This window comes from Klebsiella sp. D5A, assembly GCF_001620885.1.
Taxonomy (GTDB): Bacteria; Pseudomonadota; Gammaproteobacteria; order Enterobacterales; family Enterobacteriaceae; genus Klebsiella; species Klebsiella variicola.
Window position 1 is genome coordinate 240,366 of record NZ_LOAR01000007.1, and the last position, 15,442, is coordinate 255,807.

At 56.6% G+C, this 15,442-nt stretch carries 14 protein-coding genes; 3 read left to right on the plus strand and 11 right to left on the minus strand.

Annotated elements, in window-relative coordinates; translation table 11 throughout:
• Nucleotides 1-165 precede the first annotated feature (165 nt).
• Both AS136_RS12425 and actP read left to right on the plus strand, forming a co-directional pair.
• Complete coding sequence (locus tag AS136_RS12425; RefSeq protein ID WP_004177812.1) at nucleotides 166-477, plus strand: DUF485 domain-containing protein; 312 nt, start codon at nucleotides 166-168, stop codon at nucleotides 475-477.
• Nucleotides 477-2,129, plus strand: a complete 1,653-nt coding sequence (gene actP, locus AS136_RS12430) for a cation/acetate symporter ActP (protein ID WP_024623073.1) — start codon at nucleotides 477-479, stop codon at nucleotides 2,127-2,129. Before AS136_RS12425 ends, actP begins: the two co-directional genes overlap by 1 nt.
• A gap of 54 nt (nucleotides 2,130-2,183) precedes the next feature.
• On the opposite strand, the gene AS136_RS12435 is transcribed toward actP, so the two are convergent.
• The 7 genes from AS136_RS12435 to AS136_RS12465 all read right to left on the minus strand — a co-directional run bounded on the left by AS136_RS12435 (nucleotide 2,184) and on the right by AS136_RS12465 (nucleotide 9,331).
• On the minus strand, nucleotides 2,184-3,281 hold the full coding sequence (locus tag AS136_RS12435; protein ID WP_023296901.1) for a type 1 fimbrial protein: 1,098 nt from the start codon (nucleotides 3,279-3,281) through the stop codon (nucleotides 2,184-2,186).
• 19 nt (nucleotides 3,282-3,300) lie between these two features.
• Nucleotides 3,301-3,852 carry a fimbrial protein gene (locus AS136_RS12440; protein WP_048267978.1) on the minus strand — a complete coding sequence of 184 codons (552 nt, stop codon included), beginning with the start codon at nucleotides 3,850-3,852 and terminating at the stop codon, nucleotides 3,301-3,303.
• A gap of 36 nt (nucleotides 3,853-3,888) precedes the next feature.
• Nucleotides 3,889-6,468 carry a fimbria/pilus outer membrane usher protein gene (locus AS136_RS12445; RefSeq protein WP_023323477.1) on the minus strand — a complete coding sequence of 860 codons (2,580 nt, stop codon included), beginning with the start codon at nucleotides 6,466-6,468 and terminating at the stop codon, nucleotides 3,889-3,891.
• Nucleotides 6,422-7,111, minus strand: a complete 690-nt coding sequence (locus AS136_RS12450) for a fimbrial assembly chaperone (protein ID WP_032739015.1) — start codon at nucleotides 7,109-7,111, stop codon at nucleotides 6,422-6,424. Before AS136_RS12450 ends, AS136_RS12445 begins: the two co-directional genes overlap by 47 nt.
• Before the next feature lie 60 nt (nucleotides 7,112-7,171).
• A complete protein-coding gene (locus tag AS136_RS12455; RefSeq protein WP_074442684.1) occupies nucleotides 7,172-7,729 on the minus strand; it encodes a fimbrial protein in 558 nt (185 codons plus the stop codon).
• 509 nt (nucleotides 7,730-8,238) lie between these two features.
• Entirely contained in the window at nucleotides 8,239-8,928 is a 690-nt protein-coding gene (locus tag AS136_RS12460; protein ID WP_032691117.1) for an LrgB family protein, read from the minus strand.
• On the minus strand, nucleotides 8,921-9,331 hold the full coding sequence (locus AS136_RS12465; RefSeq protein WP_023339420.1) for a CidA/LrgA family protein: 411 nt from the start codon (nucleotides 9,329-9,331) through the stop codon (nucleotides 8,921-8,923). Before AS136_RS12465 ends, AS136_RS12460 begins: the two co-directional genes overlap by 8 nt.
• A gap of 105 nt (nucleotides 9,332-9,436) precedes the next feature.
• On the opposite strand from AS136_RS12465, the gene AS136_RS12470 reads away from it, so the two are divergent.
• A complete protein-coding gene (locus tag AS136_RS12470) occupies nucleotides 9,437-10,318 on the plus strand; it encodes a LysR family transcriptional regulator (protein ID WP_012543171.1) in 882 nt (293 codons plus the stop codon).
• 162 nt (nucleotides 10,319-10,480) lie between these two features.
• Here AS136_RS12470 and AS136_RS12475 read toward each other — a convergent pair whose 3' ends face one another.
• The 4 genes from AS136_RS12475 to soxR form a co-directional block, all read right to left on the minus strand.
• Nucleotides 10,481-12,127, minus strand: a complete 1,647-nt coding sequence (locus tag AS136_RS12475) for a Na+/H+ antiporter (protein ID WP_023323474.1) — start codon at nucleotides 12,125-12,127, stop codon at nucleotides 10,481-10,483.
• Between the two features lie 147 nt (nucleotides 12,128-12,274).
• Nucleotides 12,275-13,624: an NCS2 family permease gene (locus AS136_RS12480; RefSeq protein ID WP_008807272.1), complete on the minus strand. Its 1,350-nt coding sequence runs from the start codon at nucleotides 13,622-13,624 to the stop codon at nucleotides 12,275-12,277.
• A gap of 390 nt (nucleotides 13,625-14,014) precedes the next feature.
• Complete coding sequence (locus tag AS136_RS12485) at nucleotides 14,015-14,683, minus strand: glutathione S-transferase family protein (RefSeq protein ID WP_008807273.1); 669 nt, start codon at nucleotides 14,681-14,683, stop codon at nucleotides 14,015-14,017.
• 259 nt (nucleotides 14,684-14,942) lie between these two features.
• Entirely contained in the window at nucleotides 14,943-15,401 is a 459-nt protein-coding gene (gene soxR, locus AS136_RS12490) for a redox-sensitive transcriptional activator SoxR (RefSeq protein WP_004206331.1), read from the minus strand.
• Nucleotides 15,402-15,442: the final 41 nt, after the last annotated feature.

The window sequence follows — 15,442 nt, forward strand, 5'->3', positions numbered from 1 at the left end:
CACCCTCTCCCCCGCCGGGGAGAGGATAAAAATAAGTCCCTCCCCCAGGATTCCACTCGCAGGAACGCCGTCAGCAAACCGTATCCCGGCGCCATCGCCGGAGGGGTTGCTGTCGCCAGCGTCCGCTGAGTGGATGACGAAAGGGAGACCTCTGGAGACGCTAAGATGAATGAACAACTTTGTCAGCGGATAGAAAATAGTGCGCATTTCAGGGAGTTAGTTGCATCACGGCAACGGTTTGCCGCCATTCTGTCAGTGATTATGTTAGTGATCTACGTGGGCTTTATTTTGCTTATCGCCTTCGCGCCCGGCTGGCTCGGCACTCCGCTGCACGCCGGTACCAGCGTCACCCGCGGGATCCCGCTCGGCATTGGCGTGATCGTCATTTCGTTTATCCTGACCGGTATTTATGTCTGGCGGGCCAATGGTGAATTCGACCGTTTGACCAAGAGCGTTCTCAACGAGGTAAAAGCATGATCAAGAGAGTCCTGACGGCGCTCGCCGCCACGCTGCTGCCCCTCGGCGCTCACGCGGCAGACGCCATTACCGGCGCGGTACAGCGCCAGCCGACCAACTGGCAGGCGATTGTCATGTTCCTGATTTTCGTCGCCCTGACCCTTTACATCACCTACTGGGCCTCAAAACGGGTACGTTCGCGCAGCGATTATTATACCGCCGGCGGCAATATTACTGGCTTCCAGAACGGGCTGGCGATTGCCGGCGACTTTATGTCGGCAGCGTCGTTCCTCGGTATTTCCGCGCTGGTGTATACCTCAGGCTACGACGGCCTGATCTACTCGCTGGGCTTTCTCGTCGGCTGGCCGATTATCCTGTTTCTGATTGCCGAACGACTGCGCAACCTTGGCCGCTATACCTTTGCTGACGTCGCTTCATACCGCCTGAAGCAGGGGCCGATCCGCACCCTCTCCGCCTGCGGATCGCTGGTGGTGGTGGCGCTGTATCTGATCGCGCAGATGGTGGGCGCCGGCAAGCTGATCCAGCTGCTGTTCGGCCTCAATTACCATGTCGCCGTGGTGCTGGTTGGCGTACTGATGGTGCTCTATGTCCTGTTCGGCGGCATGCTGGCAACCACCTGGGTGCAGATTATTAAAGCGGTTCTGCTGCTGTGCGGCGCCAGCTTTATGGCCTTTATGGTCATGAAGCACGTCGGCTTCAGCTTCAATAACCTGTTTACCGAGGCGATGGCCGTCCATCCGAAAGGGGCGGCGATTATGAGTCCCGGCGGACTGGTGAAAGATCCGATATCAGCGCTCTCTCTGGGTCTGGGTCTGATGTTCGGTACCGCCGGCCTGCCGCATATTCTGATGCGCTTCTTTACCGTGAGCGATGCCAAAGAAGCGCGTAAAAGCGTCTTCTACGCCACCGGTTTTATGGGCTATTTCTATATCCTGACCTTTATTATCGGCTTCGGCGCCATCATGCTGGTCGGCGCGAACCCGGCGTTTAAAGACGCGGCCGGACAGCTTATCGGCGGCAATAACATGGCGGCGGTACATCTGGCGGATGCGGTGGGGGGCAATTTGTTCCTCGGCTTTATCTCCGCGGTCGCTTTCGCCACTATCCTGGCGGTGGTGGCTGGCCTGACCCTCGCCGGCGCCTCAGCGGTGTCGCACGACCTGTACGCCAACGTCTTCCGCAAGGGCGCGACCGAGCGTCAGGAGCTGAAGGTCTCCAAGATCACCGTGCTGATCCTCGGGGTGGTGGCCATTCTGCTGGGTATTCTGTTTGAAAATCAGAACATCGCTTTCATGGTCGGCCTGGCCTTCTCCATTGCCGCCAGCTGTAACTTCCCGATTATTCTGCTGTCGATGTACTGGTCGAAGCTGACCACCCGCGGCGCGATGGTCGGCGGCTGGCTGGGCCTGCTGACTGCGGTCATTCTGATGATCCTCGGCCCGACCATTTGGGTGCAGATCCTCGGCCATGAGAAAGCGCTGTTCCCGTATGAATATCCGGCGCTGTTCTCCATCGCCATCGCGTTCATCGGTATCTGGGTCTTCTCCGCCACCGATAACTCACCGGAAGGGATGCGCGAGCGCGAGCAGTTCCGCGCCCAGTTTATCCGTTCACAAACCGGGATCGGTATCGAACGCGGCCAGGCGCATTAATCGTTCTCTCCCCTTCCCCGGCGCCGTCCGGAGAAGGGGCTCATCCCCGACCTCTTAGTTATAGGTTAAGGTGATCACCCCGGTGGCGTTTGCCGAACCCGCGGTCACCGCGCTCCCCGTCTTGTAATAGTTAGTGGATAAGGCAAGCGTCTGCATGGCCGCGGCCCCGCCTGGGCTGTCGGGGTTGGTGAAATAGCTATAGCTGGCGTCCGCGCCGCTGTTGGTCACCGTCGTGCGGCTCGAAGTATAGAGGCTGATATCGGTATTTAACGGCAGCGCTTCGCCATCCATATTCAACTGAACTCCCACCCCGGTGGCAACATTCTCCTCTGCCGTTAAGGCTATCACCGTGTTGCCAGGGTTATCCCCACTCGCTTGCGCCGCCGCCACACGCATCGAAACGTTGGTTCCCGGCTCGCAGGCAAGGGTCAGGGACTGCCGCGCGTTCCCCACCTTCGTCGCGGTGTTGAACTCGCTGGCATTGATGCTGCCCATGGCAAAACTGAGATTATTGCTACCGACAATACACCCCATCGGGATCATCTGGATGCTGGTGGTGCCGCTGATGTGCAGCCGGGAAATGGAGAGCGTCGCCTTACTATCCTTCGCCGAAACCGTAGCCACCGGATCGCTGAACGATAATTGACTGTTGCTGGCGATAGCGCCGCCGGTGGCCACCAGCTGCAGCTGATATGCCGGGGTGTAATGGGTCGAGGCATAATAATCAAACAGGCCGGTGGGCTTACCGAGATAGTAATTCACATCGCCGATATAATGCACCTGCGAGTCGGGGCTGAAATCATCGGTATCACCGTCATATTCACCGCTGATATTGAGCCACACCTTGACGCGGAGGCCAATCCCCTGCACCGAGGTGGCATAGATATTATCCCCTATCAGCGCCCCGGCATTGTTCGAGGACCAGGCAAACACCGCGTAGGTGCTTCCCTCGCAGTTAATCAGCTCCGTTTGCGCGCGGGTAATTTTCCCCGAGTCATACAGCACGGTGCCCGCGGTGTAGCTCCCGGCGTTGACCAGAATCTTTTCCGGCAAGTTAGTCATCGAGACATCGCCATAGTTGGTTCCCGTGCATGCCGCCCAGCTATAGAGGGGACACAGTACCAGCATGAACAAGAAGATCAGTTTTTTCATACCCATCCCTGTCGAAACGTTATTTGTAAGCCACATCGAACGTGGCGGTAAAGCCGACAATCCCCGGCTTTACCTGGCCATAGGGCGAAAACATGCGTGCTACCATATTGAAGATATGGACGTCGGCACGGTCACCAAAGGTATAAAGATACTGGTCGCCAGGCCCGAGGGGCTTCTGATCGGCAAGAGTGAGAAGTTGCATACCGACGCCGCTGGCCCCGTCGCTGCCTGTGCGGAAGTTTTTATAAACCGAGGTGTAAGTGTTATCGAATTTTGCTCCGCTAAATGCGATGGTTACCGCCGACGCATCGGCGGAACAACTGGAAAAGACCAGCTTAACCGGCACGCTGGCGCCGCTCGACCCGGCATTTCCGGAGAACGTCTGCGAGGAGACGGTGCCTAAATCGATACTGTTCGACGGTTCCACGGCCACCTCGCAGGAAGGCGCTTCGATGGTGCCCGTGACGTTAAAATTGACCGTGCTGCTGCCTTCATAAGCCAGCGCCGGAAGGGAGAGCAGCAAAAGGCTGGCCACCAGGATGCCCCTTGTGCTGCCGTCTCGCATATTCATATCAGCCCCTTCTTCCATGTTGAAAACCTGCATCCATTACCGGCATTCGGCCTGATAGAACAGAATATCGTCGCCAAGAGCCATGCTGGAGAAGTCGTAATGAACGGTGCACTGCTCACTGCTTTTCTCCCCCCAGCGCGCTAACAGCTGGCCTTTTTTCTGCAGCCCCGTGAGATACACCTGCCCCTCATCGCCGACAATATTGCTGCGCGCCGCGCTGGCGCGATCATTATCAAGTGTCACCAGCGCGCCGAAAGGCACCACACCGTTGCGAGTACGCAGGGTGAGCATCGCCTTATAGCCAATTCGGGTGTCATACTGCACTTTGACGATTGCATTGCGCGTTGGGACCACCGTTCTGGCGACGTTATCCACCTCGGCGCCAGCCATCTGCTGTTCATCCAGCGCCAGGCTGTTGCGATGGTAAGGGCGAACATACGGTACGACGGCATACCCGGCGGCATCCGTCGTCACGTTGGTCTGGCCCTGCACCCGCACATCGCTGACGCCGGGCGTTTCGACCAGCGCAGCACTCTCACCCAGAAAGCGCGACAGCGTGAGCCCGCCCGCGTGGGCAACCATGCCGCCGCGCAGCGAATAATTGTAGTGATTGCTGTAGTGGTCGTAGCCATAGCCGCCGGCGACATCGCCTTTTGAGCCCTGATAATTGACGCTGAGGTTGCCGGAGGTGCTCTTATCCTGGGTGTTGTAACCCTCCTGGAGGCTCCAGTTGAGAGAACGATCCTCGAACGCCGAGCCATTGAGCCCCACGCTGTGCGTGGTGTCGTTATGCCGACCATGGTTCAAGGTGTAATTCGCCGAGAGCGTCTCGCCAAGCGGGATGCTTAGCGTCAGGGAGACGATGGTATCGCTGGCCGGCCGGTTATTGCCGCTGTCATCGGTGCTTTGCACATTGCGGTTATAGGAATAGTTAATAAAGTAGGAGGCCCTGCCAATCGACCCGCTATAGCCCACGCCTACCGACTCCATGCGCGAGCTGTCCCAATAGGTTTCATTGACCAGAGAAAGCGAGAGCGAACCATAGCCGAACAGCGTCTGCGACAGCGAAGCGTCAAACCGGCCTTTCGTTCTGCCGCTCTGCGTACAGCAGTCGCGCTGCGTGGAGGCGTTATCGACAAAATCCTGAAACGAATAGTATCCCGCGGTGGAGTAGCGATAGCCGGCCACGGAAAAGCTGGTGCCCGTCTGCAGAAAGCTTTTGCTGAAGCGGACGCGATACGATTGCCCCTGTTCTTTGCGGGTTGACGAGGCCGTATCGCTGGTTTTCACGTCGGCCCACGACTGAGAGCCGTCAAACGACAGCGCGCCGATGGTGCCAAGGTTAAAGCCAGCGCCTAACAGCAGGTTGGTGTATTTATCTTCCGCCTGCTGAAAGCCGGTATAGAGAGTAAAGTTACTGGTGGCGCCATAGGCCAGGGAAGACTGAATAAAGTTGTATTCTTTATCGTCGGAGCTGCCTGAGCGCGTCCTGCCGCTGCTCAGCGCATAGTCCAGCTGGCCCTCGCGCTGCAGGACCGCCAGCGAGGCAAAAGGCACCACAAAGTTTTGCTCGCTGCCGTCAGACTCTTTAACGGTGACGTACAGATCGCCGGCGCTGCCGGTGGCATACAGATCGTTAATCTCAAAGGCGCCGGGAGCGACGGTGGTTTTATAAATGCTGTAACCATTCTGATAAACCGAGACCTCCGCGGTGGTGCGCGCGATCCCTCGAATCGTCGGCGCAAAGCCATGCAGGCTATCCGGCAGCATCTCTTTGTCCGAACTGAGCTGCAGGCCGGTAAAGCTCACACTGTCGAAGATGCCGGAAGAGGTATAGGTATTACCGACCACCAGTTGACTGCGCAGGGTGTGAATATCGCGGGCAAGGTACGAGTAAACCGACTCCCAGCGGCTGCTGTTGTCGCTGTGGCTATAGGTGCTGTAGTTGCGCAGACGCCATGGCCCCAGATTCACCCCAGGCTGCAAGCTAACAAACTGGCTGTCTACGGTCGCGCCATTATGCCGCGGCGCATTGCGCTGCCCGGTGACACTATAGTTGAGAAGACCGGCGTTGATCCCCTGCTGCCACTGGCTCTCCGGTATATAGTCTCTTGGGCGATTCAGCATCGCGGCCTGCGGCACGGTAAAATCGATTCGCTGTTGGGCAAGAGACACCGAAAATGTCATCCCGGGGATCGCCGACAGCCGGGCGCAGGTTTCCCCTGCCGCGAACAGCTGGGGATAGGCGGTGGTATTAATCAACCACGAATTCAGATACTCCGCGGAAAGACAGGGAGAAGCGGTCGCGCCTGCGTCATGGCCAATTTCCTGAAAGGTCAGCGATTCTGAACTGACGTATTTATCATTGATGTAAACATCCAGATGATAGGTGCCCGGCGGTACGCCATCTTGCGAAAAATAGGACAGATCAACCGAAGCCGCAGGATCCTCGGCGACTTCGAGTAAATTCGGGTTGAAATATTCACCGGCCTCAGCGCGAGAAGACAAGGCACTCAGGCACAAAACAATAGCGACGCAGATACTTTTGGTTGAAAACAGTAGCTCAACGCTACTGAATGATAGCGGTATATTTCTTCCCTGACATACCATAATCATTAATCACGCTCCATGTGATCTCTTTTTTCCCTGTCGCGGACAGGGTACTCTGCACGGGTATTTTTAAAGTAGAAAATGGGGCAGCAAACCATGCGCCAGAAATATTTTTCCCGTTAAGACTAACCTGGGAAAAATTCATATACAGCGGTGAGTTATTTTTTACCGTCACCGAGTCCCCCGCTTTTCCCCACTGTAATTTTTCGGCATACGATTCCGGTGTATTGCCTTTTAACGCGGCAGGTCGATAAATCAATTTTATTTTCGAGTTGATGGCAAACTGCACCACATTTTTATCCGGGACATATTTCGTTGCCGGGATCCCTTTGATATTGAGCCAAAACATCGACTCGCGATCGTCGGGTAGTTTTTTTCCTGAGCGGACAACGCGCACGAATCCTTTCTCTCCGGCTTTGAGACGGAACAGCGGCGGCGTAATAATAAACGCGTCTTTGGCTGGCGACGCGGCATCCACCACCGAGAGCCAGGACTGGACGATATTGCTGCTCTGATCTTTATTCTCAACCGTGATGACGGCGTTGTTTTTCGCACCATCAAACACCAGACGCGTGCCGCCCACGACCACGCTGGCTTGCGCAATAGAGGAAGACAGCAAAAAACCGACCACAAAAAAAGGATATCTCATACGTTTAATTAAAGGGGAATAGCAGACGATTCCCCTTTCTCCATTCAACAAAACGCCGAATTAATAATAAGTCACGTTATAAGTCACAGTTGTCTGAACGGTACCTTTCGTCGGATCGGTATCACCCGACTTCACCATTTTAACGGTGAATGGAATGGTTGCGGCACCGGAAGAAATATCGACATCCGAACCCTCTTCATTATTCTTCATCACCTTACCCGCTTCGTCGAAAAGGGCCACAGCAACACCGGTTGCCGGCTCATCAGTCGCCTGGTTTTTAAAATAATCGCTGTTCGCGGTATCGGAAACACCGCCAAAAGTGACGCGAGCGATACTGTTGCCACCGTCTTCCGCGGTCGGGCAATCGGCTAAGCTAAAGGAGAAGTTCTTGGCAGCGCCGAAGGTATACGCTTTCAGATCCGCCACTGAGGTGGTGCCCATATCAATAGCCGTTACGCCGCCGTCAATAGTCGCCGTACAGGTCGTATCGGAAACAACACCATTAAAAGTAATGGTGTTATCGGCCTGAGCAACGGTAGACAGCACGCTGCAGGCAGAGAAAATCAGGGCACCCGCCAGAATTTTTTTACTCATCTTCATATTTATTCCCATATCCATTATAAACGACAATCAGTCCGTCAATTGTTTTATGCAGATATATTAGAGAATGAATTTGCATCCGCGCGGCGTCACATACACATTTACGTGACATATGATTTATGATAATTAATATTATACATAAATAAACGACCAGCATTTGAATCCATTCAATAATACAAGCCCGCGTAAAAAGAATAACGAACAGAGGGTAAAAGCTCAATTATTAATGTAAAAATTGATTTTTAAACAAATCGCCTTAAAAAATGAGAAAATAAGATGAAGTTCCTTTGAAATCATAGCGATACAAACTTATAAAATTCTTAGAGATAATAAAAAGCCTATACATCATTCGCAATATAATTAGATCAGTATTGATTATGAAATATTTAGTTACAAAGAGAGGATGGTAATAAGAATTGCCTTAATCTTTTCTGATGACCAATAACCGGCATAAACAAAAAGGGGCGAAAATAGTTCACAACTATTCCGCCCCTCAATATTTCATAACAACCGGTTACACGAGAACGCTAAAACAGCAGCCAGCGCACTAACGGCGCCGCCAGCACCACCACTACGCCAGACAGCATCATCACCAGGCTGGCCACCACGCCCTCCTGCTGGCCCAGCTCATAGGAGCGCGCCGTCCCGGCACCATGGGAAGCCGCGCCGAAGCCGGCTCCTTTCGCCATCCCTTCCCGGATAGCCAGGCGTAAAAACAGCATATCCCCTACCGCCATGCCAAAGACGCCGGTGATCACCACAAACAGTGCCACCAGATCGGGTTGACCACCGAGCGGTTTCGCCGCCGCCAGCGCAAAGGGCGTGGTCACCGAGCGCACCGCCAGGCTGCGCTGGATTTCATCAGACAACATCAATCCGCGCGCCAGCCATACGGAGCTGGTCACCGCCACCACCACCGCCGTTACCACCCCGGCGCTGAGCGACATCCAGTGGCGCTTGATCACCGCAACATTTTCATACACCGGAACGGCAAAGGCGATGGTGGCGGGGCCCAGCAGCCACAGCAGCCAGTGGGTCTCTCCCATATAGCTCTGATAAGAAATATGGCCCAGCACCAGGATCAGCACCAGCAGGATCGGCGTGAACACCAGCGGCATCAGCGGCAGTTTATGAAAACGGCGATACAGTTTTTTATTGGCGTAATAGAGACCCAGCGTCGCCACCAGACACAGGACGCTCAGCATGACATCACTCATTTTTTAGCCGGCTCACTTCGTAACGGTAGACCCTGTCGACGACCCAGGCCGTCGCGCCGAGCACCATCAGCGTGCTTAAGGCAATCACCAGGAAAATCCGCCAGCCATCAACCATCAGCAGCTGGGTATAATTGACCACCGCGACCACCGCCGGGACGAAAAACAGCAGCATCTCCGCCAGCAGCCAGCGGGCGCCGGCGCGAACCCAGCTCAGGGGGATCACCCGGCAGACGATCAGCAGCAGGAGCATCACCATGCCGACCAGGTTAGCCGGCAGGGGTACCTGCCACCTGTTCACCAGATATTGCGCAAAAATAAATAACCCGACATAAAGGAGCACCTGCAGCGGGATTTGAAGACGCTGCGCCACGACGGGGGCAACGCGAGCTGGCGCGAAGGCCATGAGCGATATTCCTGAAAAAAAGAAGTCAGGGGTGCAGTATAGAGAGCCGCCGAAGCGGACAGAAATGAATTAAAATCATCGCAGGTATAGTCTCAGGGAATAATTATGGATATCCGAACGCTGCGCTATTTCGTTGAAGTGGTTCGTCAGCAGAGTTTTACTCGCGCGGCGGAAAAGCTGTTCGTCACACAGCCTACCATCAGCAAGATGCTCAAAAATCTCGAAGATGAACTGAACTGCACGCTGTTGATCCGCGATGGCCGTAAACTGCTGCTCACCGATACCGGGCGCGTTGTTTTTGAACGCGGCCAGGCGATCCTTGGCGAGTTCAGCCAGCTGGAGTCAGAACTGAGCGATATCAACCACCTGCATAAAGGGGTGTTGCGGCTTGGCATTCCACCGATGGTCGGAATGCTGATGGCGGAGCCGATCAGCCGCTTCCGCGAGCGCTACCCGGGCGTCGAGCTGAAAATCGCCGAGTTTGGCGGCCTGACGGTCCAGCAGGCGGTCAGCAACGGCGAGCTCGATATGGCGATGACCGCCCTGCCCATCGAAGAGGGTAGCCACCTCACCACCCTGCCGTTGTTCAACCACCCGCTGTGCGTCCTGACGCCAAGAACCGCGCCGTGGGAGGGCGTGACCTCGCTCTCGCCGGCAGAGCTGGCGGCATATCCGCTGGTCATCTACAACGAAGAATTTGCCCTCAGCCAGCAGCTGATGCGCCTGTTTGCCGAGCATGACGTAAAGCCGCGTATCGCGGTGCGCAGCGGCCAGTGGGATTTTCTCGCCGCGATGGTGCAGGCCGGCATTGGCGTGGCGATCCTGCCCGAGCCGATTTGCCAGCGTCTCGACCCGCAGAACTTTTGCTGGATCCCATTGCAAAGCGAGCTGCGCTGGGAGCTGGGGATGATTTGGCGGGAGGGCGTGTATATGTCGCGCAGCGCTGAGGCCTGGCTGGCGTGCAGTAAAGCGTTCTGGCTGGAATAATTCCCTGGTGACAACGCGTTTCGCAGAGGAATGGGTAGCCCGGGTCAGGCGCTTGCGCCGCTGCCCGGGTTTCCCCCGGTCGCGCTAACGCTTACCGGGGCGACACATTGGCTGCAGTCTCGCCAGTAGCCCGAATAAGCGTCGCGCTATCCGGACTAAAGGTTATTGATCTTCGATTAACAGCGCTTCCAGCAGGTCGAGATCGTGCAGCAGCTTCTGCAGCGTCTCGTTACTGATCTGCCGGGTGGCGCGCAGGTGATACAGCTCTCCGCGTTCAGAGCGCAGCGCCGCCAGGCGGAAGCGGCGCTCCAGACTCTCCTCCAGCATAGAGGTTTCCACGTCGTTACGACCATCGACGCGGCGGCGCAGGTTACCGATCACCCGCGAACTGACTTCGGTCAGCAGCTGGTTATCGATATTCTCTTTGGTATCCGCCGCCAGCCGCTCTTCCATCTTCTGGATCGCCACAATCGCCACGTCTGCCGTCGCTGCGCGCGCCAGCCGTTCCTCTTTCCGCTGCTGCACGTTGTCACTCGACTCGATGTGGCGCAGCAGGATCGGCAGCGCTATCACCCCGACGAACAGCGAGAACAGGATCACCCCGGCGGCGAGGAAAATCAGCTCATAGCGCGCCGGGAAAACATTCCCGTCCGGCAGCAACAGCGGAATCGAGAGCACACCGGCGAGGGTAATCGCCCCGCGCACCCCGGCCACAGAGGAGATCAGCAGCTCGCGGGTGGTCCAGGAGCCAAACTCCATCGGTTTCTTCTTCAGGAAGCGCTGACTAAGCTTACGCATCGACCACAGCCAGCCAAAACGCACCAGCATCAGCGCGGCATAGATCAGGATGATGTCGGCAAACAGCATCCAGGTCTCGACGTTGGGGTCAGCTTCCGCCGCCACCAGCGAGCTGGAGAGGATATCCGGCAGCTGCAGGCCCAACAGCAGGAAGACCATGCCGTTGAAGACAAATTCCAGCATCGCCCAGGTGCTGTTAGCGCGCAGACGCATGGCCAGCGGCGCGGTACGCATCACGCCGGAACGGGTGATGGTCATCCCCGCCGCCACCGCCGCCAGGATACCGGAGACACCGATATGTTCGGCAATCAGATAGGAGGCAAACGGCAGCAGGAACAGCAGGACAATCTGCGTGGCGGGTTCATCCCCACCCCAGCGGCTGAGGAAACGCATCGAGCGGCCATACGACCAGCTCACCACAAACCCGGCCAGCACGCCGCCGATCGCCACCTTCAGAAATTCTACGGTCGCGCCGCCAACGGTAAAGACCATAGTGCCCATCGCCACCGCGACGGCAAACTTGAGCGAAACCAGACCAGAGGCGTCGTTCATTAACGCCTCCCCCTGCAGAATGCCCATGATTTTTTTCGGTATCCGCCCTTCCCCGACGATGCCGGAGAGCGCCACGGCATCGGTCGGCGAGAGTACGGCCGCCAGCGCGAACGCCGGGATCAGCGGAATGCCAGGCACAATCCAGTAGATCAGAAAGCCGATGCCGACCACCGTCACGACGACCAGCGCCAGCGCCAGACCAAGGATCTCCCGCCCGTGTTCAATAAACTCACGGGTCGGCGTTTTCCAGCCGTCGGCGAACAGCAGCGGCGGGATAAACAGGACCAGAAACAGCTCTGGATCAAATTCAACGTGCAAACCGAAGGTCGGCCATGCCAGAAGCGCGCCAATGGCGATTTGCATCAGTGGGAGTGGAACCTGAAAGGGCAGTACACGCGTCACTACCCCGGACAGTGAGACCACAAGGGTCATGATGAGGATGGTAAAGAATATTTCCATGTGTTCCCTGTTTGCTGCGTTTTCTTTTATACCTGTGAGGCGTCGTGCCTGTGAATCATACGCTACCCAGATTAACGCAAATGGAAACAGGATGTGGCTTAAAAATAAAACGGGCGGCCTGAGCCGCCCGTGAGGAGCACGAAGGGTTTAAATCGCCCAACCGCCGGCGTAAAACGCCACCAGCGCCACGGCGATAATTACCGTACCGAGGTTCAGCTTGCGCCACTCGCCGGAGACCAGACGGCCAATCACCAGGGTAGCGAAACCGATCATGATGCCGGTCACGATGTTACAGGTCAGCACGATAAACACCGCGGTGATCAGGCCAGCCATCGCGTCAACGAAGTCGTTGAAATCGATTTTTGCCACGTTGCTCAGCATCAGCAGGCCGACGTACATCAGCGCCGGCGCGGTCGCGTAGGCCGGTACCAGATAAGAGAGCGGGGAGAGGAACAGGATCAGCAGGAACAGGACACCGACCGTCACCGCGGTCAGACCGGTTTTACCGCCGGCCGCGGTACCCGCCGCCGATTCGATATACACCGCCGCTGGCGCCGCGCCAACTAAACCGGAGAAGACGCTGCTCAGGGAGTCGGTGGTCAACGCTTTACCGCCGTTGATGATCTGTCCGTCTTTGTCCAGCAGGTTTGCCTGGCCGGCCACCGCGCGGATAGTACCGGTGGCGTCAAAGACCGCCGTCATCACCAGCGCCAGCACGCTGGGCAGCACGACCGGGTTCAGCGCGCCGATGATGTCGAGGCTGCCGATCAGCGAGTTGCCTTTATCATCGCTCAGGGATGGCATGGCGAAAATACCGGAGAAATGGACGTTCGGATCGAAAATCAGGCCCACAATCGACACGCCAATAATGGTCAGCAGAATACCGCCCGGCACCTTCATTTTTTCCAGACCAATGATCACCGCGAGGCCAATCAGCGACATCACCACCGGGAAGCTGGCAAATTTGCCCAGCGCCACCGGCAGACCGTCCAGCGGATTTTTGATCACCAGACCAACGCCGTTGGCGGCGATCAGCAGCAGGAACAGGCCAATCCCGATCCCGGTACCATGCGCCACGCCCTGCGGCAGGTTGCGCAAGATCCAGCTGCGGATGCCGGTCGCGGAAATCACCGTAAACAGGACACCCATCAGAAATACCGCGCCGAGGGCCACCGGAATACTGATCTGCTGCCCCAGCACCAGGCTGAAGGCGGTGAAGGCGGTCAACGAAATGGCGCAGCCGATAGCCATCGGCAGATTTGCCCATAACCCCATCACCAGTGAGCCAACGCCCGCCACCAGACAGGTCGAGACAAACACCGCGGCCGGCGGGAAGCCCGCTTTACCGAGCATGCCCGGCACCACGATGACGGAGTAAACCATCGCCAGAAAGGTAGTAAGACCTGCAACAATCTCCTGACGCACGGTGCTACCGCGCGCCGAAATTTTAAACCAGGCGTCTAATGAACCGCCGGTACGCGCTGAAGGCGTAGACATAGAAAACTTCCCCTGAAAATTTTTATTGTTCGTTGATATGCGTGGTGGACCCTCCACTGCCAGTTAAACGCGATCTCCTTGTACCGAATCGCAGCGCCAGGGGGGCTGCAAAAAAGCAAACGTTTAACTCCGCGCATACACTACGGTGTGTCAACCTTATCTCCTCCCCCTGGATAGCAGAAAAAAGAGGGAGCAAAACAGAAAGGCAAACGATTATCCGGCCTTTAGATAACCCTTTTCAACCGATGTTTATCGTATTTCGCTAAATTTCGCTTATGACGAGCAGAAAATAACCAGACGATGCGCAAACGTTATCGTCTATGCGCAATCCGCTAACAAATTTTTAGTGAGTTGCTTTCATTTGTCGGCGTCATCGGATCCGCTGATACCTCAGGCGCCGGGTAAGGTGAAGGGACCGCCGCGCTCGATGGCCCGCTGCCAGGCCGGACGCTGCTCCACCCGCTGTCGCCAGGCCTCAATATGGACAAGGTCATGCACGCCACCGCGCGCCAACAGCGCCATCACCGGGAAGCTCATCTGGATATCGGCCATACTTAGACGCTCGCCGGCAAACCATGGCCGCGTGGCAAGATGGTCGTCAATAAACCGCGCATGGGTGGCCAGCTGGGGATCCAGCCACGCTTTCTGAATGCCCTTGCCCAGCAGGGCGCCCAGAGAGCGGACGCCAAAGGGCACAGGGGGTTTACCCAGGCTGGCGAACACCAGCTTCATTAACAGCAGCGGCATCAGCGAGCCTTCGGCATAGTGCAGCCAGAAGCGGTACTGCAGTTTGTCCTCTATCGCCTGCGGCTTCAGCAGCCCGCCGCTGTCCCAGGTCTCCTGCAAATACTCGAGAATGGCCCCGGACTCCGCCAGCACATAGCCGTTGTCTTCCAGCACCGGCGATTTCCCCAACGGATGGACTTTCTTCAGCGCCGCCGGCGCCAGCATCGACTTTTCCCGCTGATAGCGGACTATCTGATAAGGCAGCTGCAGCTCTTCCAGTGCCCACAGTACGCGTTGCGATCGTGATTGATTAAGATGGTGTACCGTCAGCATGGGCCTCTCCCGTGGTTTGTTCAAATTAACTATAGGAACAGGCGCTCATTGCCGGGAAAATTTCGGCAAAATAGTAAGGAAAAAATGGCAGCAGCTGCCATAGTTAAAGTGTCGACGCAAACCGGAACCTCCATCAACAGATTGCGCAATACTGAGGGACGTCGATGTCGGGGGAAACCCTCTCGTGAACCAGCGAGATAATGCGAAAGACAAAGACCGGAAAACAACTAAAGCGCCCAGTTGTGGCGCTTTAGTTTTATTATTCCTCTTCCAGCAGCCGGGCGCCGGTCCCCTCTTCCCCCAGCTTATCGCCCGGGTTGCGCAGCGGGCAGTCGCGCCGTGATAAACAGCCGCAGCCGATACAGCCGTCGAGCTGGTCGCGCAACGCCGTCAGGGTATGAATACGCCGGTCCAGCTCCTCACGCCACTGCGATGACAGCATCTTCCACTCTTTTGCGCTGAGGTTGTGCCCTTCCGGCAGTACGCCAAACGCGTCGCCGATGGTCGCCAGCGGGATGCCGATGCGTTGCGCAATTTTGATAATCGCCACCGCGCGCAGGACATCGCGCCGGTAGCGCCGCTGGTTGCCGGCATTCCGCTGGCTATGGATCAGGCCTTTACTCTCATAAAAATGGAGAGCCGAGACCGCCACGCCGGTTCGTTTTGCCACTTCCCCGGGCGTCAGCAGCATTTTGATGCGGGGTGATTTCTTTTCCATAAAGCGCTTTACCTCAAGTTAACTTGAGGAATTATACTCGC

Coding starts and splice junctions, on each gene's coding strand:
- AS136_RS12425 (WP_004177812.1), top strand. CDS start 166: ATGAATGAACAACTTTGTCAGCGGATAGAAAATAGTGCGCATTTCAGG.
- AS136_RS12435 (WP_023296901.1), bottom strand. CDS start 3,281: ATGAAAAAACTGATCTTCTTGTTCATGCTGGTACTGTGTCCCCTCTAT.
- AS136_RS12440 (WP_048267978.1), bottom strand. CDS start 3,852: ATGAATATGCGAGACGGCAGCACAAGGGGCATCCTGGTGGCCAGCCTT.
- AS136_RS12445 (WP_023323477.1), bottom strand. CDS start 6,468: ATGATTATGGTATGTCAGGGAAGAAATATACCGCTATCATTCAGTAGC.
- AS136_RS12450 (WP_032739015.1), bottom strand. CDS start 7,111: ATGAGATATCCTTTTTTTGTGGTCGGTTTTTTGCTGTCTTCCTCTATT.
- AS136_RS12455 (WP_074442684.1), bottom strand. CDS start 7,729: ATGGATATGGGAATAAATATGAAGATGAGTAAAAAAATTCTGGCGGGT.
- AS136_RS12460 (WP_032691117.1), bottom strand. CDS start 8,928: ATGAGTGATGTCATGCTGAGCGTCCTGTGTCTGGTGGCGACGCTGGGT.
- AS136_RS12465 (WP_023339420.1), bottom strand. CDS start 9,331: ATGGCCTTCGCGCCAGCTCGCGTTGCCCCCGTCGTGGCGCAGCGTCTT.
- AS136_RS12470 (WP_012543171.1), top strand. CDS start 9,437: ATGGATATCCGAACGCTGCGCTATTTCGTTGAAGTGGTTCGTCAGCAG.
- AS136_RS12475 (WP_023323474.1), bottom strand. CDS start 12,127: ATGGAAATATTCTTTACCATCCTCATCATGACCCTTGTGGTCTCACTG.
- AS136_RS12480 (WP_008807272.1), bottom strand. CDS start 13,624: ATGTCTACGCCTTCAGCGCGTACCGGCGGTTCATTAGACGCCTGGTTT.
- AS136_RS12485 (WP_008807273.1), bottom strand. CDS start 14,683: ATGCTGACGGTACACCATCTTAATCAATCACGATCGCAACGCGTACTG.
- soxR (WP_004206331.1), bottom strand. CDS start 15,401: ATGGAAAAGAAATCACCCCGCATCAAAATGCTGCTGACGCCCGGGGAA.